Origin of the sequence: Methylobacterium sp. NPDC080182, from assembly GCF_050281105.1 — a bacterium.
In the GTDB taxonomy this organism is placed as follows: Bacteria; Pseudomonadota; Alphaproteobacteria; order Rhizobiales; family Beijerinckiaceae; genus Methylobacterium.
The window spans coordinates 389,143-410,630 of the sequence record NZ_JBNNWO010000004.1; the positions used below are offsets into that span (position 1 = coordinate 389,143).

Annotated in this window: 20 protein-coding genes; 9 read left to right on the forward strand and 11 right to left on the reverse strand. The window is 68.8% G+C overall.

The features are described from left to right. Positions 1-5: 5 nt before the first annotated feature. The 6 genes from ACQKQD_RS10460 (at position 6) to ACQKQD_RS10485 (ending at position 5,415) form a co-directional block, all read left to right on the forward strand. Positions 6-410, forward strand: a complete 405-nt coding sequence (locus ACQKQD_RS10460; RefSeq protein ID WP_056529697.1) for a sugar 3,4-ketoisomerase — start codon at positions 6-8, stop codon at positions 408-410. A gap of 12 nt (positions 411-422) precedes the next feature. Continuing rightward, a complete protein-coding gene (locus tag ACQKQD_RS10465) occupies positions 423-1,544 on the forward strand; it encodes a DegT/DnrJ/EryC1/StrS family aminotransferase (protein WP_427508277.1) in 1,122 nt (373 codons plus the stop codon). A gap of 153 nt (positions 1,545-1,697) precedes the next feature. Then, complete coding sequence (locus tag ACQKQD_RS10470) at positions 1,698-2,531, forward strand: class I SAM-dependent methyltransferase (protein WP_427508278.1); 834 nt, start codon at positions 1,698-1,700, stop codon at positions 2,529-2,531. Between the two features lie 3 nt (positions 2,532-2,534). Then, positions 2,535-3,200 (forward strand): acetyltransferase, encoded by a 666-nt coding sequence (locus tag ACQKQD_RS10475; protein ID WP_427508279.1) that lies wholly within the window; start codon positions 2,535-2,537, stop codon positions 3,198-3,200. A gap of 2 nt (positions 3,201-3,202) precedes the next feature. Next, on the forward strand, positions 3,203-4,138 hold the full coding sequence (locus ACQKQD_RS10480; RefSeq protein WP_427508280.1) for a GNAT family N-acetyltransferase: 936 nt from the start codon (positions 3,203-3,205) through the stop codon (positions 4,136-4,138). A 362-nt stretch (positions 4,139-4,500) separates the two neighbouring features. Next, the gene (locus ACQKQD_RS10485; RefSeq protein ID WP_427508281.1) at positions 4,501-5,415 is read left to right on the forward strand and encodes a glucosyl hydrolase; all 915 of its coding nucleotides are present in this window, start codon (positions 4,501-4,503) and stop codon (positions 5,413-5,415) included. Between the two features lie 297 nt (positions 5,416-5,712). On the opposite strand, the gene ACQKQD_RS10490 is transcribed toward ACQKQD_RS10485, so the two are convergent. The 10 genes from ACQKQD_RS10490 to ACQKQD_RS10535 form a co-directional block, all read right to left on the reverse strand. Continuing rightward, on the reverse strand, positions 5,713-7,236 hold the full coding sequence (locus ACQKQD_RS10490; protein WP_427508282.1) for a glycosyltransferase family 61 protein: 1,524 nt from the start codon (positions 7,234-7,236) through the stop codon (positions 5,713-5,715). An 85-nt stretch (positions 7,237-7,321) separates the two neighbouring features. Continuing rightward, on the reverse strand, positions 7,322-7,915 hold the full coding sequence (locus tag ACQKQD_RS10495; RefSeq protein ID WP_354455089.1) for a GNAT family N-acetyltransferase: 594 nt from the start codon (positions 7,913-7,915) through the stop codon (positions 7,322-7,324). 239 nt (positions 7,916-8,154) lie between these two features. Next, complete coding sequence (locus tag ACQKQD_RS10500) at positions 8,155-9,708, reverse strand: glycosyltransferase family 61 protein (protein ID WP_427508283.1); 1,554 nt, start codon at positions 9,706-9,708, stop codon at positions 8,155-8,157. Between the two features lie 72 nt (positions 9,709-9,780). Further along, positions 9,781-10,947, reverse strand: coding sequence for a DegT/DnrJ/EryC1/StrS family aminotransferase (locus tag ACQKQD_RS10505; protein WP_427508284.1), 1,167 nt, complete (start codon positions 10,945-10,947; stop codon positions 9,781-9,783). A gap of 99 nt (positions 10,948-11,046) precedes the next feature. Beyond that, a complete protein-coding gene (locus tag ACQKQD_RS10510) occupies positions 11,047-11,697 on the reverse strand; it encodes an acetyltransferase (protein ID WP_427508285.1) in 651 nt (216 codons plus the stop codon). After that, the gene (locus ACQKQD_RS10515) at positions 11,694-12,419 is read right to left on the reverse strand and encodes an SDR family NAD(P)-dependent oxidoreductase (RefSeq protein WP_354455081.1); all 726 of its coding nucleotides are present in this window, start codon (positions 12,417-12,419) and stop codon (positions 11,694-11,696) included. Before ACQKQD_RS10515 ends, ACQKQD_RS10510 begins: the two co-directional genes overlap by 4 nt. A 17-nt stretch (positions 12,420-12,436) precedes the next feature. After that, positions 12,437-12,664, reverse strand: coding sequence for a hypothetical protein (locus tag ACQKQD_RS10520; protein ID WP_010685059.1), 228 nt, complete (start codon positions 12,662-12,664; stop codon positions 12,437-12,439). After that, positions 12,661-13,701 (reverse strand): ketoacyl-ACP synthase III, encoded by a 1,041-nt coding sequence (locus tag ACQKQD_RS10525; RefSeq protein WP_427508286.1) that lies wholly within the window; start codon positions 13,699-13,701, stop codon positions 12,661-12,663. The genes ACQKQD_RS10520 and ACQKQD_RS10525 overlap by 4 nt, the downstream gene beginning before the upstream one ends. Next, complete coding sequence (locus ACQKQD_RS10530; protein ID WP_012318195.1) at positions 13,694-14,011, reverse strand: hypothetical protein; 318 nt, start codon at positions 14,009-14,011, stop codon at positions 13,694-13,696. Before ACQKQD_RS10530 ends, ACQKQD_RS10525 begins: the two co-directional genes overlap by 8 nt. After that, the gene (locus tag ACQKQD_RS10535) at positions 13,977-15,584 is read right to left on the reverse strand and encodes an HAD-IIIC family phosphatase (RefSeq protein ID WP_427508287.1); all 1,608 of its coding nucleotides are present in this window, start codon (positions 15,582-15,584) and stop codon (positions 13,977-13,979) included. The genes ACQKQD_RS10530 and ACQKQD_RS10535 overlap by 35 nt, the downstream gene beginning before the upstream one ends. A 190-nt stretch (positions 15,585-15,774) precedes the next feature. Between ACQKQD_RS10535 and ACQKQD_RS10540 the strand changes: the two genes are divergently transcribed. Continuing rightward, positions 15,775-17,208, forward strand: a complete 1,434-nt coding sequence (locus ACQKQD_RS10540; RefSeq protein ID WP_427508288.1) for an SDR family NAD(P)-dependent oxidoreductase — start codon at positions 15,775-15,777, stop codon at positions 17,206-17,208. Positions 17,209-17,334: 126 nt separating this feature from the next. Here ACQKQD_RS10540 and ACQKQD_RS10545 read toward each other — a convergent pair whose 3' ends face one another. Beyond that, complete coding sequence (locus ACQKQD_RS10545; RefSeq protein ID WP_427508289.1) at positions 17,335-17,859, reverse strand: hypothetical protein; 525 nt, start codon at positions 17,857-17,859, stop codon at positions 17,335-17,337. Between the two features lie 352 nt (positions 17,860-18,211). Here ACQKQD_RS10545 and ACQKQD_RS10550 point away from each other — a divergent pair, with 352 nt between their 5' ends. Together ACQKQD_RS10550 and ACQKQD_RS10555 are read left to right on the forward strand one after the other, a co-directional pair. Beyond that, positions 18,212-18,814: an acyltransferase gene (locus tag ACQKQD_RS10550; RefSeq protein WP_100253540.1), complete on the forward strand. Its 603-nt coding sequence runs from the start codon at positions 18,212-18,214 to the stop codon at positions 18,812-18,814. A 239-nt stretch (positions 18,815-19,053) separates the two neighbouring features. Then, positions 19,054-21,488 (forward strand): glycosyltransferase family 2 protein (locus tag ACQKQD_RS10555; RefSeq protein WP_427508290.1); only part of this gene is annotated, 2,435 nt, incomplete at its 3' end.

Here is a 21,488-nt window from a genome sequence, read left to right on the forward strand (position 1 = left end):
GAACGATGACTCAGCCACACCTGATCGAGTTTCGCCACATCCTCGATCACAGGGGAGCGCTGACGCCCATCGAGGCCGAGAAGGATGTGCCGTTCGACATCCGACGCGTCTATTTCATCTACGATGTCTCGCACGGCGCGGTGCGCGCGGGGCATAGCCACAAAGAGCTGCAGCAGGTCCTGATCGCGATCTCCGGCAGCTTCAAAGTCCACCTGGATGACGGCCGCACGCGCCAGACGTTTCTGCTCAATCGACCCAACATCGGCCTCTATGTCCCGCGCATGGTGTGGCGCGATATCGACGAGTTCTCCGGTGGGGCAGTGTGTCTCTCCCTGGCCTCGCAGCACTACGAGGAGAGCGACTATTACAGGGACTACGACACATTCTTGCGCGCCGTGGGAAGCCGGTAGGGGAGGCCCGCGATGAAGGTTCCGTTTCTCGATCTCGGCCGCACCCACGACACCGTCCGCGCCGACCTCGACGCCGCGTGGCACCGCGTCCTGGACCGTTCGCGATACGTCCTGGGTGAGGAGGTCGAAGCTTTCGAATCGGAGTTCGCCGCCTATTGCGAGGCCGAGCATGCGGTCGGCGTCGCCAACGGCCTGGACGCCCTGATCCTGATCCTGCGCGCCTACGGGATCGGTCCCGGCGACGAGGTGCTCGTGCCGTCGAACACCTTCATCGCGACTTGGCTAGCGGTGAGCCAGGTCGGCGCGAAGCCGGTCTCCGTCGATCCGGATCCGTCGACCTACAACATGGACCCGGCCGGAGCCGCGCGGGCTGTCAGCAGCCGGACGAAGGCCATCATGCCGGTCCACCTCTACGGCCAGCCGGCCGACATGGAGGCGCTGCGCGCCCTCGCGCACCGGCATAATCTCGTCTGCATCGAGGATGCCGCGCAGGCCCACGGCGCGACCTTCGCCGGGCGGCGGACGGGCAGCCTCGGCGACGCCGCCGCTTTCAGCTTCTATCCGGGCAAGAATCTGGGCGCTCTGGGCGATGGCGGGGCCGTGACCACGTCCGACACCGCAGTCGCGCGCCGGATCCGCGAACTCGCCAATTACGGCTCGCGCGAGAAATACGTGCATCGGCAGCAGGGGGTGAACTCGCGGCTCGACGAGCTTCAGGCCGCGCTGCTTCGCATCAAGCTGCGCCATCTCGACGACTGGAACAGCCGGCGCCGCGCCGTCGCGGCCGCGTATCGAGACGGCCTCGCCGATACGGACCTCGCTCTTCCGCAGGTCGATCCGCGCACCGATCCCGTCTGGCACCTGTTCGTCGTCCGATCCGGGCAGCGGGATGCGCTGGCGGCGCGGCTCGACGAGGCGGGGGTCGGCACGCAGATTCATTACCCGATCGCACCGGCAGATGCCGAAGCCTATGCGGGCGTCTCGATCGCGGGGGAGAGGCGTCTGGGCCGCGTCCTCGGTCGAGAGATCCTGAGCCTTCCCATCGGGCCCCATCTTCAGGAAGAGGAAATCCGGCACGTCGTGCTCGCCTGCCGTGCGGCCATGGCCTCGAACCAGCGCCACGGCCCGGCGTGAGATCTACAGCCTCGGACCGCTGAGCCCGGGGCCGTCAGCAGTCCTAAGATCCGCGGCCGGTTCCCCGCGCCGCGCAGTTCGGGCAGCTGGAGCGTCTCGGGACCGGGACCGCCCGGGCTCGGACGCCGATTCCAAACGGAACAGGAGGCCCCCGTGTCATCGTCACCCCTGAACGCTGCCGACGGTGGGCCTCCCAAGGACGGCCCGAGTTCCTTGGAGAACCTCCGGACCGGCCGCGACGTCGATCTCGCCAAGGTCGACCTCACGTTCGAGGGATTCCGCGCCCTCGCGCAGAATCCGCACCTCTCCGCCAACGAGCGGATCGGCTTCCCGGAGACGTATCGCGACGGCTTCGAGGAGGCGATCCTGCGCGACATCGCGGCCAAGCTCCCGGCCCTGCTCGGGACCGGCGCCACCATCGTGGATATCGGGCCCGGATGCGCCGGGCTGCCGCATCGCCTCATTGATCTGTGCCGCGAGCGGGACCACCGCCTGGTCCTCGTCGATAGCGCGGAGATGCTCGAGCAGCTGCCCGACGTCGCCGGCGTGACCTCGAAGATCGCCGGCGCGTTCCCGGCGAACCGGGACGCCGTCCGGAATGCGGTCGGCCAAGCCGACATCGTCCTCTGCTACAGCGTCTTCCATTACGTGTTCGCGGAGGGCAATCCCTTCACCTTCCTCGACAGCATCGTGGCGCTGCTCGCCGATGGCGGCCGTGCCCTGATCGGCGACATCCCGAACATCTCGAAGCGGCGGCGCTTCTTCGCGAGCGAGACCGGCCGGCGCTTTCATAAGGCCTTCACGCAGACCGATTCCGAGCCGGACGTCCGCTACAATGAGCCGAGCCCCGGCAAGATCGACGACGCCGTGCTCACGGCGCTCATCCAGCGGGCGCAGGCCGCCGGCGCGGACGCCTACGTCATACCTCAGGCGCCGGATCTCCCCATGGCCAACCGGCGCGAAGATCTCCTCATCATGAAGGCGTAATCGATGAAACCGCTGATCATCTTCGGCAACGGCGAAATCGCCAGCATGGCCTATGAGTACTTCACCCACGACAGTGGCCATGAAGTGAAGGCTTTCTCGATCGGCGAGGCTTACATCACGCAGCCGCATCACCACGATCTGCCGGTGATCACGCTCGCCCAGGTGCAGCAGGCCTACCCGCCCGAGGAGTACGACGCCTTCGTCGCCATCGGCGATTCGAAGCTCAACCGCGTCCGTGCCGATCTCTGCGCGCAGGTCAAATCCATGGGCTACAGGTTGACGTCGTATGTCAGCACGAAGGCCTTCGTCTGGCACAATGTCACGATCGGCGAGAACTGCTTTATCCTGGAGCACAACGTCGTCCAACCCTTCGTTGAGATTGGAAACAACGTCACACTCTGGAGCGGCAACCACATCGGCCACCGCTCGGTCATCGAGGACAATGTCTTCGTGAGTTCACACGTGGTGATCTCGGGCTTCTGCCGGATCGGGGCCTACAGCTTCCTCGGCGTCAACGCCGCCATCGGGCACGGCGTCACGATCGCGCCCGACAACTACATCAGCATGGCGTCGAGCCTCGCGCAATCCACGGAGCCGGACAAGATCTACCAAGGCAATCCGGCAGAGCCGCGCAAAATCGCCGCAACGCGCTTCTGCCGAGCGCGCTAGCGATGACCGTGACGGTCCGGCGGTTCACCCAGGATCAAACCTCGGCCTGGAACGCGCACAATGGCACGGCTCTGAACGGACATTTCCTGTTCGATCGCGGCTTCATGGATTACCACGCCGACCGCTTCACGGACGCCTCGCTGCTCATCATCCGCGACGATACGCTGGTGGCGACGCTTCCCGCGAATGTCGACGGCGACACGATCCATTCCCATCAGGGCCTGACGTTCGGCGGACTCCTGACCGGCCGCCTGTCGACCGACGCCACCCTGACGCTGTTCGAGGATTGCCTCAACCATTACAGGCAGGCCGGCGCCAGGAAGCTGATCTACAAGCCGGTCCCGTCGATCTATCACCGCCGGCCCGCCGAGGCCGACCTCTACTGTTTGTTCCGTGTCGGCGCCCAGCTGGTCCGGAGGGACGTCACCACGACGATCGACTACCGGCTGCCCGGCGAACTCTCGTCCCGCCGCCGCCGGGGTGTCGGCAAGGCGCAGAAGGCCGGCCTCACCGTCCGCACCGACAGCCGCTGGCCAGAGTTCTGGGACATCCTCGCGCAGACGCTCCGGGAGCGCCACGGCGTCGCGCCGGTTCACACCCTGCCGGAGATCGAGATGCTGGCGGGGCGCTTTCCGGACAACATCAAACTGTTCACGGCCGAGCAGGCGGGCGAGACGGTGGGCGGCGTCGTGATCTTCGAGACCGCGGACGTCGCGCATGCGCAGTACATCGCGTCCAACCGGCAGGGCCGGGACGCGGGGGCGCTGGATCTCCTCTTCAGCACGCTGATCAAGACCTACCAGCCGACGAAGCGCTATTTCGACTTCGGCATCTCGACCGAGGAGGGCGGCCGCGTCCTGAATCAGGGCCTTCTCACCCAGAAGGAGGAGTTCGGCGGCAGCGCCGTGATGCACGACACCTACGCGGTCGCATTGTAGCGGTGCGGCCCGGTGGGCCCGAAACCTCTGATTTCCGTCGCCCCCCCGGACTCGTCTGATACGCTCAGGGTGAACGGGGAAGATGTCGGTGGGCGAAGATGAGACGGGAGTGCACGGACAAATTCAAACGCGAAGCGGTCGCCCTGCTGGAGATCAACAGTCGCCCTCGTTCATCGACGATGATGGGCGACTCAGATGAGGTGCGACCAGTTCGCTCACATCGCGAGCTTCGACGATCGGCCGCGCATCCACTCGGCGCCCGGCTGTCTCGCGCCCGAGCAGACCGCGCGCACGGCTTGCAAAAACTTTCCGCCCGGATCTCTTCAGAGTTAGCGCGAAGGGTGAGGAGCAGGGTACGCCGCATGACCTGGGAAAAGCTTGGTGTGATATTCAACACGGATGGACGCCAGGGCTGGATGCAGTCGCATCCATATCTGCCCACCGCCATTCAGATTGATCAGAGCACCATTCGGGTCTTCCTCGCTTTCCGGGATGAGGAGAACGTTGGACGCCTGGGGTTTGTCGATGTCGCGGCCTCGGACCCTCGGCGGGTGATCCGGGTCTCAGAGCGACCTGCGCTCGACATCGGCGTGCCCGGTGCCTTCGACGACAACGGCGTGTCCCCGCTATCTGTCGTGCGCGACGGAAGCCGGCTGCGGATGTACTACGCAGGCTGGCAGCTTACCCCCCGCGCCCGGTATCTTCTGCTGACTGGTCTCGCCTTCAGTGACGACAATGGCGAGACCTTCACCCGCCACCAGCTCACCCCGGTCCTCGAGCGCAGTTCAGAGGAACTTCTGGTCCGCTCGGGAGCCGCCATCATCAAGGATGGGAATATCTGGAAGGCGTGGTACGCAGCAGGCTCATCCATCATCGCAGCGGACAGCAAGCTGGTCCCGACTTACTATGTGGCCTATGCTGAGTCGACCGACGGAATAGTGTGGCCCAAGCATGGGAATCCCGTCATCATACCGCAGGACTCAGACGAATACGGTTTTGGGCGACCTCACGTCGAAAAGTCCAGATCTGAATACCGGATGTGGTACTCTATCCGCACGCATTCGAAAATTTATCGGATCGGATTCGCGACCTCGCCCGATGGGATTCAGTGGACTAGACGAGACGACAAAGTCGGAATCGATGTTTCTCCGTCCGGCTGGGACTCCGAGATGATAGGCTTTGCCTCGATCGTTGAAAACGAGCACGGTCGCTTCATGTTCTACAACGGCAACGACTATGGAAAGACGGGTGTTGGTGCAGCCCGCTGGCTCTCATAGGGAGAAAATTGAAGCGAACCACCGAAACTCTACCGTTTATATTTCCAGAATGCCATTTCAACGCTCATAAATAGCGATTCTGAGATCGACTTACTATTTCCGGGACTGCCCGAAGCAATTTCTGAGCATGAACGGATCGATGACAGTCTACTGCTCATCCGAGCAGCCTCGACAGGTTTGTTATCGCTGCTTAAGGGCCGTGGACTCGCCGTCCAGAATCATAAACCGGCAAACCCTGGACCGCCTGTTGCCGATTCGCGCCTTGAACCGCCTGACACGCTCTGACGTGAAGAAACTTCAGATACAGGTCTTCAGCACCCTGTCCAAATGCTCAAGTTCGATGCGGTAATTGCCGTGCGTCAGCTCGAGCGAGCGGCGGCGCGTCTCGGCCCCGGGGCGATAGGCCCCGTGCTCACCGGGGATGGCCAAGTAGCGACACCCGGCAAACCTCGCGAGGCTGGCGAACGTCGAGAACTGCACGGCGAACGGCGACACGAGTCCCAGGACGAGGGTGCCCGGGGATGCGAAAACCAGATTGGCGAAGGCGGCGCCGATCGGCCCGGCGATGCAGCGCGCAGTCCTGAAAGCCTCGACCTGTTCCGCGAAGCTGAGCTGCCCCGGGTTCACGATCTCGAAACCGTGCCGGCGAAACACTGCCTCCACCTCGGCGGCGTTCGTGATGTTACGCCCCGCGGATCGCCCGAGATAGAGCTTCCGGCCCGCCGGAGTACTGGGCGCTGGAACGGCCTCGATCACCCGCTCACGCAGCCAGGAGAGGCTCGCGTGATTGACAGCGGCGACCGTCCAGAACTCGACGTCGGGCGTGTCCGGAATGAAGGTCATCAAGGACGGAACGTAGAGCGTCTTCACGTCCAGCCGCTGCCCGTGCTGCCGGACCGTGAATGGGCGGCCCGGGAAGAGCAGCTTCAGGGCGTCCATTTCCTGCGGAAACAGATCGTCGCTCAGGATGAGCGGCACATCCTGCGGTATCGACGCATTGTCGACGATGTAACCCTTCGTGGCGTACTCGATCAGGAAGTGAAAATAGTTCGCACCGCATCGCCCGATCAGAAGGATGCCCGCATCGATCGCCCGATCCGCCTCCTGCGGGACACGGGCCAGGACCCGGTCGCCCTTGGGGCCGAAACAGGTGATGACGAACTCGCACTGGCGGCTCGTGTAGCGGAACGCCGGGTCCGCCTCCGGCTCGTAGACCACGAAGGCGGAATGGGAGACGATCTGAGCGAAGCCGAAGAGCGACGCGTCCCGGATCGTCGCGCACCAGAGTTCCGGCCTGCGCAGTCGACGGGCAGTCGGCGGCTGCGCGGACAGGGCGACCTCTGGATCCGTGAAGTCGAACACGCCGGCTTCCGCGATGCCGCGGCAGTCGATCCAGGGCACCGCATCCTGCCCGATCCGCACCACCGGGTAGATCGAGCCGAGACCGGTGCCCGCCCCGCCGCTCGGACGTGCGTGCGATGCGGACCGCACGGCGAGGAAGCGCGCGAGCGCGAGGGCGAGCCGAAGCTGCGGGCCGAAACCGCGCCGGGTCGCGAGTTGGTTGATGCGGTAGCGGAAGCAGTCCGTGATGTCCTGACGGCTCTGCCCGAGCATCGCCAGAACGGCGACGAGCACGGGCGACCACGCGTAGATCCGCGCCTCCATGCGCGCGTTTGGCGCGCGCAATGGCGCCGCGGACCAGTGCCGCGCGAAATGGGCGACCGGATCGACGCCTGCCGCCGCCACGTCGGCATTTCGTGTCAGATAATAGTCACTGTCGACGACCCGGCGCGCGATCCGTAAGGCAAGCCACTCCAACATCGCTGAGATTTCTATCCTCGACGTCGAACGGCGCATCGTGCAGCTGAGATCGGGTGCTCAGCACCGTCGCTCGCCGCCGCTCCGATCAGGAGGCCTGTGACAAGGCGGAGTGGCGCTCGATGGTCGACGCGTGCGCCGACCTGAACGCGTCATATGCTTCGCGGCTGAAGTGAAAGAAATAATCTTGCTCGCCCTCGTCGACGATTTTCGCGCCCGAACGGAGGTGGAAATTGATCACGCTCTCATTCTCACGACGCACGTCGAAATGACAATGCTCGAAGCCGAGGTGCTCGAACCCCAGTTCGTAGATCGCGAGGGCGGAGTAACCTGCCAGGCCGACGACCGGAGGGGGGGCGATGATCCAGCTGCCCCAGCAGAACGACTTCAATCCGGCGATGATCCGAAAATCGTACATCCGGACCGTGCCGCGATCCTGGCCATCGGAAACGATGATGAAATAGTACTGTCTGCCCGCGGCCTCGTCGTTCTTGTATCGCGTGAGCCACGCTGCCTGCTCTTCCACCGTGGTGGGTGGCGCGTTGAGGAAACGGCTGAGACGGTTGTCGGAGCGCAACCGGTAGATCAGAGCCGCGTCGCTCGGCTCAGCCAGCCGCAGATTCGAGCGCCGCCGGCTGTCCAGCGGACGCGCTTCACGGATCCGGTCGATGGGCATGTGCATACGGGGTGGATACGTCTCTGTGGCTGGAACGCGACGAACGCACGGATCTCGGCAAGTCCTGCCACGCGCGAAGGCCCTTGTCACGCGACGCTCCGGGGCCGGTCTGCCGCGGTGCCGACACGTCGTGTGCCAGTCGGTCCGACGCGGAGAGGGTCACGCATCCCGGCATCAAACGACCCGTGCTGAGCCGGACCCGTACAGCGGGCGAAGCCACCTACCTTCCGCGGAAACCAACCGCCTCAGGCTGGCACGAGCCACGTCCTCAGCAAGCCGTCGAGTCGCCGCGGATTGATGGTGTAGCTTTCGTGCCGGAGCGACATCGTGTTCGCACGCAGGCGAATAAAGTCACGCTTTCGCATGTCGCTCAGGAGATGGATGCAGTCGCAGCCCATCAATTCCGCCAGATTCTGGAACAGGGACGAGGTGACGGCGTAGCGTGATCCGAGGCCAAGCACGGATGTCCCGGGCCTGCAGAAGATCGTGTTCGAGAACGCGGCGCCCAGGGGACCGGCGACATGGGTCGCGGCAGCGAACAGTCTCACCTGCTCGATGAAGGACAGAGTGCTCGGATCCACGATCGCGAAGCCGTGCCGCGCGAAGACAGCCTCGACCTCGTCGGCGTTCACGATATTTCTGCCGCGCCGCCGGGCCAGAAAGATCCGGGACGGTTGGGACGGTGCGTCGTCTTCGAGGTTCAGGGCCTCGTAGGCACGCCGCCGCAGCCAGTCCAGGCTCGCGAAGCGGAGCCCCTCCTTCTTCCAGTCGGTGACCTCAAGCGCGTCCGGGAGATACGTCATGAGGGACGGAATGTGGAGCCTTCCGACGTCGAGCCGCTCCCGGCTGGACGCCGCGACGAACTTCCGACCCGGAAAGAATAACTCGAGAGCCTCCATCTGCGATGGGAACAGATTGTCCGAGATGACCAGCGGGATGTCGTCGGGGAGACCCAGGCGATCGATCAGGTAGCCTCGGGAGAGATACTCGATGAGGAAGTGGAAATGATTGTTGCTGCACCGGCCGCCCAGCAGGATCGCCTCGTCGAGGCGGCTTGTCGCGGCGTCGGGCAGGCGCGCCACGATCTTGTTGTCCTGTGCCGCGTAGCAGGCGATGACGTGCCGGAACTGGCCGGCCGCGAAGGACAGACTCGGATCGGCGGCGGGCTCGTAGCTCACGAAGTGGCCGCTCGCCGCGACCTGCATGGCTCCGAAGACGCTGGCGTTCTGGACGGTCGCGCACCAGAGCGGGGGTAGCGTGACCTCGCGCGCGACGAGCGCGCCGCGCCCTTCCCACACCCGCGGGGAGCTGAATCGATGCGTTTCCGGCGGGTCCATCCTCCGCAGCGTGAGCCAGGGATGCTCGTCGCCGATCCGGGCGATCGGGAGCGTGGTGCCGACGATCCGCTCCAGATTCGCAGCGTCGGGCCCGGACCCCATAGCCCGGGCCGCCAGGAGACGCGCAACCCAGCGGGCGAAGCGGAACTTCAGACCCAGGTCGCCGCACCAGAGATCTTGATAATGCGCAACGAAACACTGGACCCAGTCGTCGCGCCGGATCGGCAGGAGCACGGCCGCCAGCGCCAGGAAGGGCGAGAGCCTGATGATGGCCCGCTCCATGGACGGGTTCGCCGCGCGGATGGGGACGGCATAACCGCATTCGGCGAAGTGTCGGACCGGATCGACACCGGCCGCGCGGACGTCAGGATAGCGGTTCAGATAATACTCGGCATCGACCAGTTTCCCCGCGAGAAACAGGCTGACGCGCGCGCGCAAACTGGAGATGAGGACGGCACTCATACCAACCCCTCCGGGCATCGGGCGCTCAAGGGCCGGATCCAGAAACACTCATTGTCCGGACGCCTGCCGATCTCAGGCTGCGTGCACAGCGCCGACGGCGCCGTCCATCACGATGTGACGGAGGATCTGGCAGATCCGCTCCGCGTTGGCGGTCCCGAGCTCGCCGTAGAAGGGCAGGCAGAGGACTTGGTCGCCGACTCTGTTGGCGACCGGCAGATTGTCGATCGCACTGTCGGGAAAGAGACGGTACGGCTCGTACTGGCTGCACAGCGGATAGAAATAGCGGCGCGCGAAGACATTGTAGTGCTTGAGGCGGTCGTAGACCTCGTCACGGCTCACGCCGGCGACGGCCCGGTCGATCCGAAGGCAGTAATACTGCAGGCTGTCGGTATCGAGGTCCAGCGGCCGCGAGGCGGTGATGCCGGGCACACCGCCGAGGTGGTCCCGGTACACATGCGCGAGGTCGAGCCGCTTCGCCTTCTCGGCCGCGACCGCATCGACCAGGCACAGGCCCATGGCGGCCTGGATCTCGTTCATCTTGCTGTTGATGCCGACAGCCTTGACGGTCACCTCGTCGGCGATTCCGAAATTCTTCAGCAGCTCCATCCGCCGCTTCACGTCGCCGTCGTTGGTGACCACGGCCCCACCCTCCGCGGTGTGGAAGAGCTTCGTGGCGTGAAAGCTGAACATGGTCGCGTCGCCGTAGCTCGCGATGGGCCGGCCGTTGACCCGGGTCCCGAAGGCGTGGGCGCCGTCGTACAGCACCTTGAGGCGGTGCTTGCGCGCGATCCGCTCGATCGCCTCGACGTCGCACGGGTTGCCGTAGACGTGAACCGCGAGGATTCCGGTGGTGCGCTCCGTGATCGCGGCCTCGATCCGGGCCGGATCGAGAGTCATCGAATGCTCCTCGATGTCGGCGAAGACCGGCCGGATGCCGTGCCAGGCGAGCACGTGCGGGGTCGCCGCGAAGGTGAAAGGTGTCGTGATGACCTCGCCCGAGAGATCGAGCGCCTTGACCGCCGTCATCAGGGCGTTGGTGCCGTTGTTGAACAGCGCGATGTGGCCGTCGCCCAGATGGGCGTGGAGCCGCTTCTCCAACTCCACGTGCTGCGGTCCGCCATTCGAGAGAACGGCACACTGCCAGATCGCCTCCAGATGCTTCGTGAAGACCGCGAGTTCGGGCAGCATCGGACGGGTCACGTAGATCGGCTGCTCGAACGATCGCGGCTCAGCGCTCATGGAACCTCCTCGCGATGTTCGGACGCGAGGCCGACCATCTGGACACATCGAATTCGGGAAGACTGAAATGACGTAGCAATCGGGCGGAGCTGAGGCCGATCAGGCCGGTTTCGGCGCCGGGGCGACGATGTCCGCCCGGGGCCAGATCGTCGCGTTGTCGGGCAGGGCGCGCAGGACATTGCAGCCCATGCCGACCGTGACGCCCTGACCGAGGGTGAGGCCCTGAAGGATCTTGGCGAGCGGCCCGACGAGGCTGTCGGCGCCGATCGTGCAGCGGCCGCCGACGAAGGCGCCCGGTGAGATCGTGGTGTTGTCGCCGACGACCGTGTCGTGGCCGACGATGGCCGCCGAGTTCAGCACGCAGAAGCGCCCGAGCCGGGCGTCGGCGTTGACGATCACGCCGTGCGCCACGAAGGCGCCGTCGCCGATTGCGACGTCCGGGCTCACGATCGCGCGGGGCGAGACGAGGGCGGGGCAGGGGAGGCCGTGGCGGTCGAGCCACGCGATCAACTCGGCCCGCGCCCGGATCGCGCGCCGGCTCACGCCGCCGACCGCCAGGACGACGCCGTCATACTCCGCCCGGTCGGCGAGCAGCGCGTCGAGATAGCCGCGGTAGCGGCCGACCTGGACCTCCGGAGCGGTCGAGTAGGTATCCTCGACCGTGTGGCCGAGGGCGCGGGCGATCTCGGCGATCTCCTTGGAGAAGCCGCCGCCGCCGATCAGCGCGAGCCGCTGCGCCGTCCCGGTCACAGCACGGCCCCGCCGTCGACCCGCAGGATCTCGCCGGTGACGTGCCGGGCCTGCGGCGACATCAGGAACGCGATGGCGTCGACCACGGACTCGACCGTCGCGGCGCCCGCGGGGCTGCGCTTCTCCAGCGCCTCCTTGAACTCCGCGCCGTACAGGCGGGCATGGGCCTGGGTCATCTCGGTGTCGAGCCAGCCGGGGGCGACGCCGACGGCGCGCCGGGGGGCGAGTTCCCGGGCGAGCCCCTTGATCAAGGCGTCGAGGCCCGCCTTGGAGGCGGCGTAGGGCACGATCGCCGGCTCGGGCCTCTGCGCCGCGACGGACGAGACCGCGCAGAACACCGCGTCGCGGGTCGAGACGCGGGCGCTGCCGAAGGCGGCGGCGAACAGGGTCGGCGCGACGAGGTTGGTGCGATAGAGGCGCTCGACCTCCTCCACGCCGAGGCTGCGCATCGGCTTGATGACCTGGACGCCCGCGCAGTACACGAGCCCGGTCAGGAGCCCCCGCTCGGCCACCGCCGCCTGCAGCACGCCGCCGATCGCCGGAAGGTCGGTGACGTCGGCCGCGACGGCGGCGCAGCCGAGGGCCTCCAGCTCGGCGAGCCGGTCCGCCCGCCGGGCGAGGGCGGTGATCCGCGCCCCGCCCGCGCGGAGGCGCTCGGCGACGGCGCGGCCGATGCCGCTGCTGGCCCCGACGACGAGGACGTGCCCTCCCGGCTCCGACATCGGCTCCGACATCGCGCTCAGGCCTGCAGCTTCGCGCCGGCCAGCGCGATCAGGTCGTCGGTGGTCGCCGCCCCGGCGATCCGCTGCGGATCCACCTCGAGGCCCAGCGTGTCGTAGAGCGCCATGATGTTGAGGATGCCGAGCGAGTCGAAGGTCTCGATCTCCCCGAGGCTCTGCCCGCGGGCGAGCGGCCCCGGCTGGTCGAGGATCGTGCCGAGTTCGTCCAGGAATGCGCCCTCGGTCATCGGGTGGTCTCCTCGTAGGTCAGGACCGGGGGCGCGAAGATCCGGTCGGTGGTGATCGTGCAGGCTCCCCAGCTCAGGCCGACCCCGAAGCCGGCGAGCAGCGAGCGCACCTGCCGCCCCGCATAGGCCTCCGCGAGGAAGCCCGAGATCGTGCCGGGGATCGAGGCCGAGTTCTGGTTGCCGTAGACCGACTGGGTGCCGGTCGGGAGCTTGCTATCGTCGAGCCCCAGGCGGCGCTGGAGGTTCTTGAGGATGTACTTGTTCGGCTGGTGCAGGACCAGGAAGTCGACGTCCTCGGCGCGCGTGTCCGAGAAGGCCAGGATGCCCTCGATCAGCGGCGGGACGCGCTTGAGGGTGAAGTTGAAGACCTGCGCCCCGTCCATGTGCATGGTGCCGGGCTTGCCCGCATCCTCGGCGTCGGCCCGGAGGCCGCTGTGCGGGATGAACAGGGCCTTCTCGCCCGAGCCGTCGCTGTGGAGCTGGAAGAAGCTCTCGCTCGCGCGCCGCTCGATCAGCACCGCGGCGCCGGCGTCGCCCATGATCGGCGTGATCGACCGGTCCCCGGTCGCGACCATGCGGCTCGCGACGTCGCCGACGCAGAGGAGGACGCGCTCGAGGCCGGATTCGACCAAGCTGTAGGCGACCGACAAGCCGTAGACGAAGCCGCTGCAGCCGAGGCGGATGTCGAAGCAGAGCGTGTCGGTCCGCATGCCGAGGCGGTGCTGCATCCCGATCGCGGTCGACGGGGAGCTGTAATCCGGCGTCTGGGTGACGAGGATCAGCCCGTCGACGGCGTCGGCCTGCAGGTCGAGGCCGCGCAGGAGGTGGCGCGCCGAGTGCAGGCAGAGATCCGCCGTCGTGGTGCCGGGATCGGCGACGACGTGGCGGGTCGCGAAGCCCATGGCCCGCTTGAGGCGCTCCGCCTCCTCGGGGGCGAGCCCGAGGCCGGCCGCCTCGTCGTCGAAGGCCTGGACGCGCGCGCCGACCGTGGTGACGAGCCCCGCGAGGGTCGCGCGCGAGAACCGCAGGTCAGCCATGCTCGACCGTCTCGGCGACGTAGTCGATCCAGCCCTGGAAGCGGCGGAGCGGCGACTTCGTGCTGTCGAGGATGCTCTCGTTGGCGAGCGGCACGTAGCGGCCGACCGTCCGCTCGATCTCGGATTCCGTCTCGAGGAGGAGCTCGACCACCGCGAAGGAATCGAGCCGCTCGTAGACGTCGTCCTCGGGCCCGGGATTCTCCAGGTCCGGGCGCCCCCAGGTCTCGACGAGCCGCGCGAAGGTCGCGCGGGCAGCCGCCTCGACGGCGCCGCGGTCACTCCGCGACGATGTGGATGTAGGGGGTGTCATCCGGTCCTCGTGTCAGTCGGTACGTCTTGCCCTCGGGGCCAGCGCTCAAGGGTTCGAAGCCGTTGTCGTCGAGGAAGCTCTCGACCATCCGGTTCTTCGCGCTCGGGCGATACTGGGCCTTCAGGTCCCGATCGCCCTCCTGCTGGCAGACGTGGCGCAGAATTTGGGCCTCGATGCGGCGTCCGAGCGCCCGGCAGCTCATCAGGAACGTCTCGAGTTCGCCGCCCCGGACGATGGCGACCCCGACGATGCCCATGTCGCCGAACCGGTCGACCACCCGGGCCGCGTAGACGCCGCCCTCCCGCATGGCGGTGGCCACCTCGTCCTCGGTGTAGCGCCGCGTCGTCAGGTTGAACTGGTTGGTCTTGTTGATCAGCTGCGTGACCCGCCGCAGGGAGCCCGGGTTGTTGCGGGCGACGTGCACTCGGATCTCGAGGGAGGCGAGGTACTCGTCCATCGAGGCGGCGGAGCGCTGCAGCTCCTGGCGCTGGGCCTCGCCGCGGTACTGCTCGGTCTTGGCCAAGTCCTCGGCGGTGACGTTCCGGGCGCGCAGCGACGCGATGCCGTCGAGGAGGGTGAGCGCCTGCTCGGGGCGCGTCCGGTCGAACAGGTGGCACTCGACCCCGGGGAGCCGGGCGCGGACTTCCTCGATCTCGAACGGGTTGTCGTCGAGGAAGATGAAGCTGTCGAGGCCGAGGTTCAGGGCCGCGGCGAGGTCGCGGATGTTCTCGCTCTTCTCCGTCCAGTTGCTGCGGTAGGCGACGAAATCGTCGAGGCGGAGCGGCATCGCGCGCTGGGCGAAGACCGCGCGGAAATCCTCCTCGTTGTTCTTGGTCACCGCGCAGAGCAGGATCCCGAGGCCCTTCAGGCGCAGGAGCTGGCGCTGGAGCTGGGTGTGGACGATCCCCGGATAGTCGCTGTCGACCTCCAGGTTCTCCACGCCGTCCTCGCCGACGACGCCGCCCCAGAGGGTGTTGTCGGCGTCGACCACCACCACCTTGCGTCGCGCCCGCAGCCGCGCCGCGACGGCGTCGGCGTAGCGCTCGCTGAGCGCGTCCACGGCGGCCGGGGCGTAGGGCATCTGGTACATGTACCGGTTACGCTCGCGGAAGGCGTTGGCGAAGCCGAGCAGCGCCAGAGCGCCGGCGGCGTCGACGACGCTGACCCGCTCCTGCGCCCGGGCGAGGTCGAACAGCACCGCGTTCACCCGCGCCAGCGCCTGAAGCTGGTCGTGGAGGTCGCTCTCGACGGACGAGACAGGCACGAACGGCACGGTGTTGAGGATGATCGTCCCCGGCGCCCGGGCGAGACGCGCCGAGACCAAGTCGGCGAGGCCGCGCGCGCGGTCCACGGCCGCCTCGTCCGGGGCGACGTCGAAGAACCAGCGGTGGTCGAGATGCACGATCAGGACGTCGGCGGCGGCGGGTCCCGCCAGCACCTGCTCGATCTGCCCGATGGGGAGATGCTCGCACGAGACCGTGGCGAGATCCGCGAGGCGGCCCGCCACCTTCCCGAACGGGTTGGTGACGACGTTTCCGACGAAACCGATCGACAGGGCGCGAGCCGTGGTCATCCTCGATACCGGTCCCTGCGACACCCTGCGGATGCCTGCCCTCCGGCGATCGACCGGCCCCTTTCCGTGCGTGCGAGCGAGCGCCGCCCTCTTGCGAGATCGCGTGCCATAAAGCAAGGGGCCGGGCGTCCGGCGGCCGGCCCGGCCGGGGCGGGGACCGGCCAGGGACCGGCCGAGGAGGAGCTGCGCGATGAACGGATCCGGTTCGGACGAGGCCGCCGCGACGACGCGGACCTGGACCGAGGCCCATCAGGCCGCCTTCGCGCGGGCGACCGGCGACGTGAACCCGATGCACATGGACGCGCGGATGGCCCGGCGGACGCTCGCCGGCGAGCGCGCCGTCCACGGCGTCCACGCCGCCCTCTGGGCCCTCGATGCCTGCGCGGACGCCCATCCCCTCGACCGGCTCGCGACGCTGCAGATGCGGTTCGAGCGGTTCGTGCTGGTCGGGGACCGCACCGTCCTGACGGTCCACGAGGCGGACGCGCGGCAGCTGCGCCTGTCCCTGGCGGTGGACGGCATCCGCACCCTGACGATCCAGGCGACCTTCGCGGCGGACCGGGCCCCGGCCCAACCGGTCGAGGCGGCGCCGACCGCGATCCCCGCGGAGCCGGTCGCCCGCGATCCGGCCGCGCTGCCGGGCCTCGCCGGCGCCTTCGCGCTGCCGGACCCGGCGGCGATCGCCGCGCTGGCGCCGCGCCTCGCCCGCGCCCTCGGTCCCGGCCGGGTCGCGGCCCTGGGCGGCCTCTCGACCCTCGTCGGCATGTTCGTGCCCGGCCTCCACTCGATCCTCTCGAAGATCGACGTGACCGTCACAGAGGGCGGCGCCGGCTCGAGCCTCGGCTACGCGGTGAAGCGGTTCCAGTCGATGCTGCAATCGGTGACGCTGGACGCCGTCGGCCCCGGCCTCGTCGCCCGGGTCGAGGGCTTCGTCCGCCCGCGGCCGGTGGAGCAGGAGAGCCTGCGGGACCTCGCGGCGCTGGTGGAGCCGGACGCCTTCGCGGCGGTGTCGGCGCTGATCGTCGGCGGGTCGCGGGGCCTCGGCGCCGCGACCGCCAAGCTGATCGCCGCCGGCGGCGGGGCGGTCTGCATCACCTACGCGTCCGGCGCCGACGAGGCGGAGGCGATCGCCCGGGAGATCCGCGACGCCGGCGGCCGCTGCCAAGTCCTCCGCTACGACGCCGCCGAGCCGGCCGCCGCGCAGCTCGCGGCGCTGGCGATGCGCCCGTCGCAGCTCTACCATTTCGCGACGCCCCGCATCTTCCGCCAGAAGCGCGCCCCCTTCGAGCCGGCCTGCCTGGACGAGATGATGCGCGTCTACAACACCGCCTTCTACGAGCTGAGCCAGTTCTGCCTGGAGCGCGGCGACGCCGTGGCGGCCTTCTACCCGTCGACCAGCGCCATCGACGAGGCGCCCCGCGACACCCTGGAATACGTGATGGCCAAGATCGCCGGCGAGACCCTCGCCGCGACCCTGGCGCGCACGCTCCCGAACCTGCGCACCGTGATCGAGCGGCTGCCCCGGGTGAAGACGGACCAGACCGCCACGATCTTCCCCGTGCCGGCCGCCGCGCCGAGCGCGCTGATGCTGCCGATCATCCGGCGGATGTCGGCGGCCGCCTGACCCGGAGGCGTGGCGGGCACGGGACCGCGCCGGGCGTTCCTGACCGGGCCGGAGCGCCGCAGTCTCACGCGCGCGGCGCAGTGGCCGCGCGCCTCCGACGATCGTGGCGCGCCCCCGGCGCCGGCATCACTCGGCGGCGGCGTCGTGCCGGACCTCTTCGTCCGTGTCCGGATCCGCCTCGACCTCGGCGTCCCCGTCCTCGGTCCCGTCGGGCGCCGCGGCGGCGGTGAAGAAGTCGCCGTTCCGGATCGCCTCGCCGCCGGTCACCAGCATGCTGAGATAGGTGTTGAGGGTGTTGGGCGCGACGTCGGGCAGCCGCTCCGCGATCTCGGCGTGCGACAGGCCCTGCGGGCCGGCCGAGCCGAGCAGCGCCTTCAGCCGCCCCTTGGCCGAGTTGGCCCGGGGACCGCGGACGCCCCGCCGTCCGCCGGAGGCGGGCGCGGCGCGGTCGGCCGCGGCGGCCCGCGGCCCCTCGGGCGCGTGGAGACCGGAGGCGTCCAGCGGGATCCCCTCGACGATGGAGGTCAGCGCCGCCTCCGCCGCCCGGAGCTTGGTCAGCTCGGCCGCGATCCGGTCGTAGTCGCTCTGCAGCGCGGCCCTGCGCGCCCGAACGTCCACCAGGGCCTTCGTCAGGGTGTTGTCCTCAGCCACCGGACGGCCTCATCCCATGTTTTCGCTGGCTGACGGCATACCTCACAGGTGCCTCCCGGCGTCAACAGCCGCCGAGAGGCGCGCCGACCGCGCCCGGCCGCGGGCGCCCGATCCCCGCGCGAGTTGTGAGGACAGCGCCCGATGGCTTAGAGACATTCCTGAAACGCCGATGCCGGCTCGGAGGCGTCGGCGCGACCGCCGAATGTCGACGGATCCCGATCTCGGCACGCCGATACCGTAATCGTCATGTCAGAAGGCGAGCTTCCTTCCGCGGGTTCGATGTGCGGCCGTCCGCTCCGGGGCGCCGGCCGCGCCGCACCCAGGGGCGTTCATAGATCCCGCAGAGCGAATTATGTCTTTGAATATCTTCGACAAAGGGGAGAATAATGTCATCGACATTGATTCGCGGGATCAGCACAGCCAAGCGGGAAAAATCTACGTCAACGGCGACAACAACTACATCCGCATAGGCAGGGGCTGCGTGTCCGACAAGGACATGCACATCGTCATCGAGTCGAATTGCCGATTCGACGTCGGCGAGGACGTGCGGCTGTCGATGGCCAACATCTATATCGGCCCCGGCTCGGTGCTGCGCATCGGCGACCGGACCGGCTTCACCGGGCTCGTCCATCTCAACCCCGTCGAGGGAAAGGCGATCGAGATCGGCACGGACTGCTCGATCGCGTCGGGCGTCTGGATGACGACGAGCGACTTCCACTCCATCGTCACCCGGGACACCGGCGCGCGGCTGAACCCGGCCAAGCCCGTGCGGGTCGGCAACCACGTCTGGATCGCCAATCAGGCCACGCTGCTCAAGGGCACGGTCATCGGCGACAACGCGATCGTCGGCGCGCACGCCGTCGTCACCGGGACGGTGCCGCCCCATTGCGTGGCCGCCGGCAACCCCGCGCGGATCGTGCGGGAGAACGTGACGTGGCGGTCCGATCTGATCTGACCGCGCCGGCGGGTCGCGCGGGACGTCGGGCAGGGCGTGCGGTTGTTTACCCCGCGCGCGCGTTCCGTTAGGGCGATGGGCCGTCGGCGCGGTACCCTGCCCGGCGCGCCGAGACGCCTTCGATCCAGCCCGCGCGAACACATGCTCACCCGAGCTCCAGGCCTCGAACCCAGCGCCGACTCCGGCACGCCCTCCGACGGCGATCGGCGGCCGTCGCGCGACAGAGCGGGCGCCGCGCGTTGAAGCAGATCCGCGGCCTGTACCATCGCTGGGCGCGCTCCGGCCCGGTCCGCGCGAGCGGCAACCCGCTGATCCGGCTGGCGGCCCGCCGCGGCCTGCCGGCGGCGGACGATCTCGTCACCGCGGACGCGCAGGTCGCCGCCCTGGCCCCGCACGTCGACACGGCGTTCTACGCGAGCTGGTACGGGGTCGCGGCCGACCCGGTGCGCGACTACCTCGTCCACGGCTGGCGCGCGGGCCGCGACCCGCGCCCCGACTTCGACTCCGCCGCCTACCTCGCCGCCCATCCCCACCTCGCCCGCGCCGGCATCAACCCGCTCCTGCACGCCCTCGCGCGCCGCCGCGCCGGGCGTGGCGGGGCCGGCGGGGAGGGGGAGGCGGCCGCCCTGCCGAAGCCCGACACGGCCGAGGCCCACCGCCTCGCCCGCCGCCTCGTCGACGGCGCCTTCTACCTCGCCGGCAACCCCGACCTCGCCGCCGCCGGCGTCGACCCGGTCGACCACTACATGGCCTCCGGCTGGAGCGAGGGCCGCGAGCCGGCGCCGCACTTCGACACCCTGGCCTACTGCCTCAGCCGCGGGATCACCTTCGCCACCCGGAACCCGCTGGTCCACTACGTCCTCCACGGCGGACCGGCCCGGCCCGACCCGGAGGCCGCGCTCGCCCTGCGGATCGAGACGCTCGCCCCCTACTTCGACGCCGCCCATTACCGGCAGCGTCTGCCCGGACCGCAGGCCGAGGCGCTGGCCGATGCCCCGGACTCGGAGTTGCTGCGCCACTACGTGGCGGAGGGCTGGCGGGCGCGGATCGGCCCGCGGCCGGACTTCGACCCGGCCGGCTACGTGCAGGCGCGGGCCGGCAGCCGGGCGGTCGCGGACGACCCGTTCTTCCGCTACGTCGCCGAGACCCGGCTGACGGGGGCCGAGCCGTTCGCGGAGCCGCACCGGCTGAACCTGCCGGCGGTGGACGCGGCGTGGTACCGGGCGACCTATCCGGACATGGGCGGGCGCGAGCCGTTCCTGCACTTCGCCGAGGCGGGCTGGCGGGAGCTGCGCGATCCCGGCCCGGGGCGCTCGACGCTGGCGGCGCTGCTGAGGGTCTGCGGGCTGCGGCCGGCGCGGGCGCCGGTCGAGGACACGGGCTGGCTCGGGGCGATCGGGCAGGAGACCCTCGAGCGGGACGCGTTCCTGGACCTGCAGGCGCGGCTGGTGGCGGGGCATTTCGACCACGGCTTCTACCGGGCGCGCTACGGGCTGTCCGAGGCGGAGGACGCGGTGCGCGACTACTGCGACACCGGCTGGCGCGCCGGCCGCAACCCCAGGCCCGACTTCAACGGCTGGGCCTACCGCGCGCACCACCCCTCCGCGGAGGCGACGGGCCTCGCGCCCTTCGTCCACCACCTCGCCCGGGCCCTGCTGCGCGGCGACGACCTCGCGGGCGAGGCCTTCGATCCGCGCTACGGCGCGCCGCCGGCCGAGGAGGACGCGGCGCTGTTCGAGCAGGCCCGCCTGATCGAGCCGCTCTTCGACGCGCCCTGGTACGTCAAGCGCTACCCCGACACGCGCGGCTTCGAGAACGGCCCGGCGATACACTTCCTGTCCCACGGCCAGGAGGAGGACCGCGACCCGAGCAAGACCTTCTCGACCCGCTTCTACCGCCGGGCCTACGGGCACCTCCTCGCCCCGGGGGAGTCGCCGTTCCTGCACTACGTGCGCACCGGCCGGGCCGCCGGGCTGATGGCCTGCCCCGAGGATCTCGGCACCTACCCGCCCATGGAGGCCCCGGCGGCCGACGCGTGGGACCGCCTGCCCCGGGCCCTGCCCATCGCGCAGGCCCGCGTCGTCGTCATCGTCCCGGTCTACAAGGGCCGCGGTGAGACCCTGCGCGCCCTCCACGCCTGCCTGTCGGCGCCCCAGGCCACCCCCTTCACCCTGCTCGCCGTCAACGACCGCTCCCCCGACCCGCAGCTGTCCGCAGACCTCGCCGCCCTCGCCGGCCGCGGCCTGTTCCACCTCGTCGAGAACGAGCGCAACCTCGGCTTCGTCCGCTCGGTCAACCGCGCCCTCGGCCTGCGCCAGGGCCGCGCCGTCGTCCTGCTCAACTCCGACGCTGAAGTCTTCGGCGACTGGCTCGACCGCCTCGTCGCCCACGCCGAACACAACGCCGAACACAACGCCGAGCCTCGGGCCGGGTCCGGCACGGAAGGAGGGGCAAAGGCTGGGGCAGAGGCCGGGGCAGGGATGGGCGCGGGGCTGCCCGTGGGCAGCGTCACGCCGCTGTCCAACAACGCCACGATCTGCTCCTACCCGCGCTTCAACGCCAACAACACCATGCCGCTGGAGATCGCCCGGCCCGACCTCGACCGCGTGGCCGCGCAGGTCAATCGCGGCCGCGCCGTGCCCGTGCCCACCGGCGTCGGCTTCTGCATGTACAT

Bases quoted from the DNA above. Each gene is read 5' to 3' on its own strand.
- ACQKQD_RS10530 (WP_012318195.1), bottom strand. From the start codon at position 14,011: ATGACACCCCCTACATCCACATCGTCGCGGAGTGACCGCGGCGCCGTC.
- ACQKQD_RS10525 (WP_427508286.1), bottom strand. From the start codon at position 13,701: ATGGCTGACCTGCGGTTCTCGCGCGCGACCCTCGCGGGGCTCGTCACC.
- ACQKQD_RS10495 (WP_354455089.1), bottom strand. From the start codon at position 7,915: ATGCACATGCCCATCGACCGGATCCGTGAAGCGCGTCCGCTGGACAGC.
- ACQKQD_RS10535 (WP_427508287.1), bottom strand. From the start codon at position 15,584: ATGACCACGGCTCGCGCCCTGTCGATCGGTTTCGTCGGAAACGTCGTC.
- ACQKQD_RS10540 (WP_427508288.1), top strand. From the start codon at position 15,775: ATGAACGGATCCGGTTCGGACGAGGCCGCCGCGACGACGCGGACCTGG.
- ACQKQD_RS10515 (WP_354455081.1), bottom strand. From the start codon at position 12,419: ATGTCGGAGCCGGGAGGGCACGTCCTCGTCGTCGGGGCCAGCAGCGGC.
- ACQKQD_RS10505 (WP_427508284.1), bottom strand. From the start codon at position 10,947: ATGAGCGCTGAGCCGCGATCGTTCGAGCAGCCGATCTACGTGACCCGT.
- ACQKQD_RS10480 (WP_427508280.1), top strand. From the start codon at position 3,203: ATGACCGTGACGGTCCGGCGGTTCACCCAGGATCAAACCTCGGCCTGG.
- ACQKQD_RS10475 (WP_427508279.1), top strand. From the start codon at position 2,535: ATGAAACCGCTGATCATCTTCGGCAACGGCGAAATCGCCAGCATGGCC.
- ACQKQD_RS10460 (WP_056529697.1), top strand. From the start codon at position 6: ATGACTCAGCCACACCTGATCGAGTTTCGCCACATCCTCGATCACAGG.
- ACQKQD_RS10465 (WP_427508277.1), top strand. From the start codon at position 423: ATGAAGGTTCCGTTTCTCGATCTCGGCCGCACCCACGACACCGTCCGC.
- ACQKQD_RS10550 (WP_100253540.1), top strand. From the start codon at position 18,212: ATGTCTTTGAATATCTTCGACAAAGGGGAGAATAATGTCATCGACATT.
- ACQKQD_RS10520 (WP_010685059.1), bottom strand. From the start codon at position 12,664: ATGACCGAGGGCGCATTCCTGGACGAACTCGGCACGATCCTCGACCAG.
- ACQKQD_RS10490 (WP_427508282.1), bottom strand. From the start codon at position 7,236: ATGTTGGAGTGGCTTGCCTTACGGATCGCGCGCCGGGTCGTCGACAGT.
- ACQKQD_RS10485 (WP_427508281.1), top strand. From the start codon at position 4,501: ATGACCTGGGAAAAGCTTGGTGTGATATTCAACACGGATGGACGCCAG.
- ACQKQD_RS10500 (WP_427508283.1), bottom strand. From the start codon at position 9,708: ATGAGTGCCGTCCTCATCTCCAGTTTGCGCGCGCGCGTCAGCCTGTTT.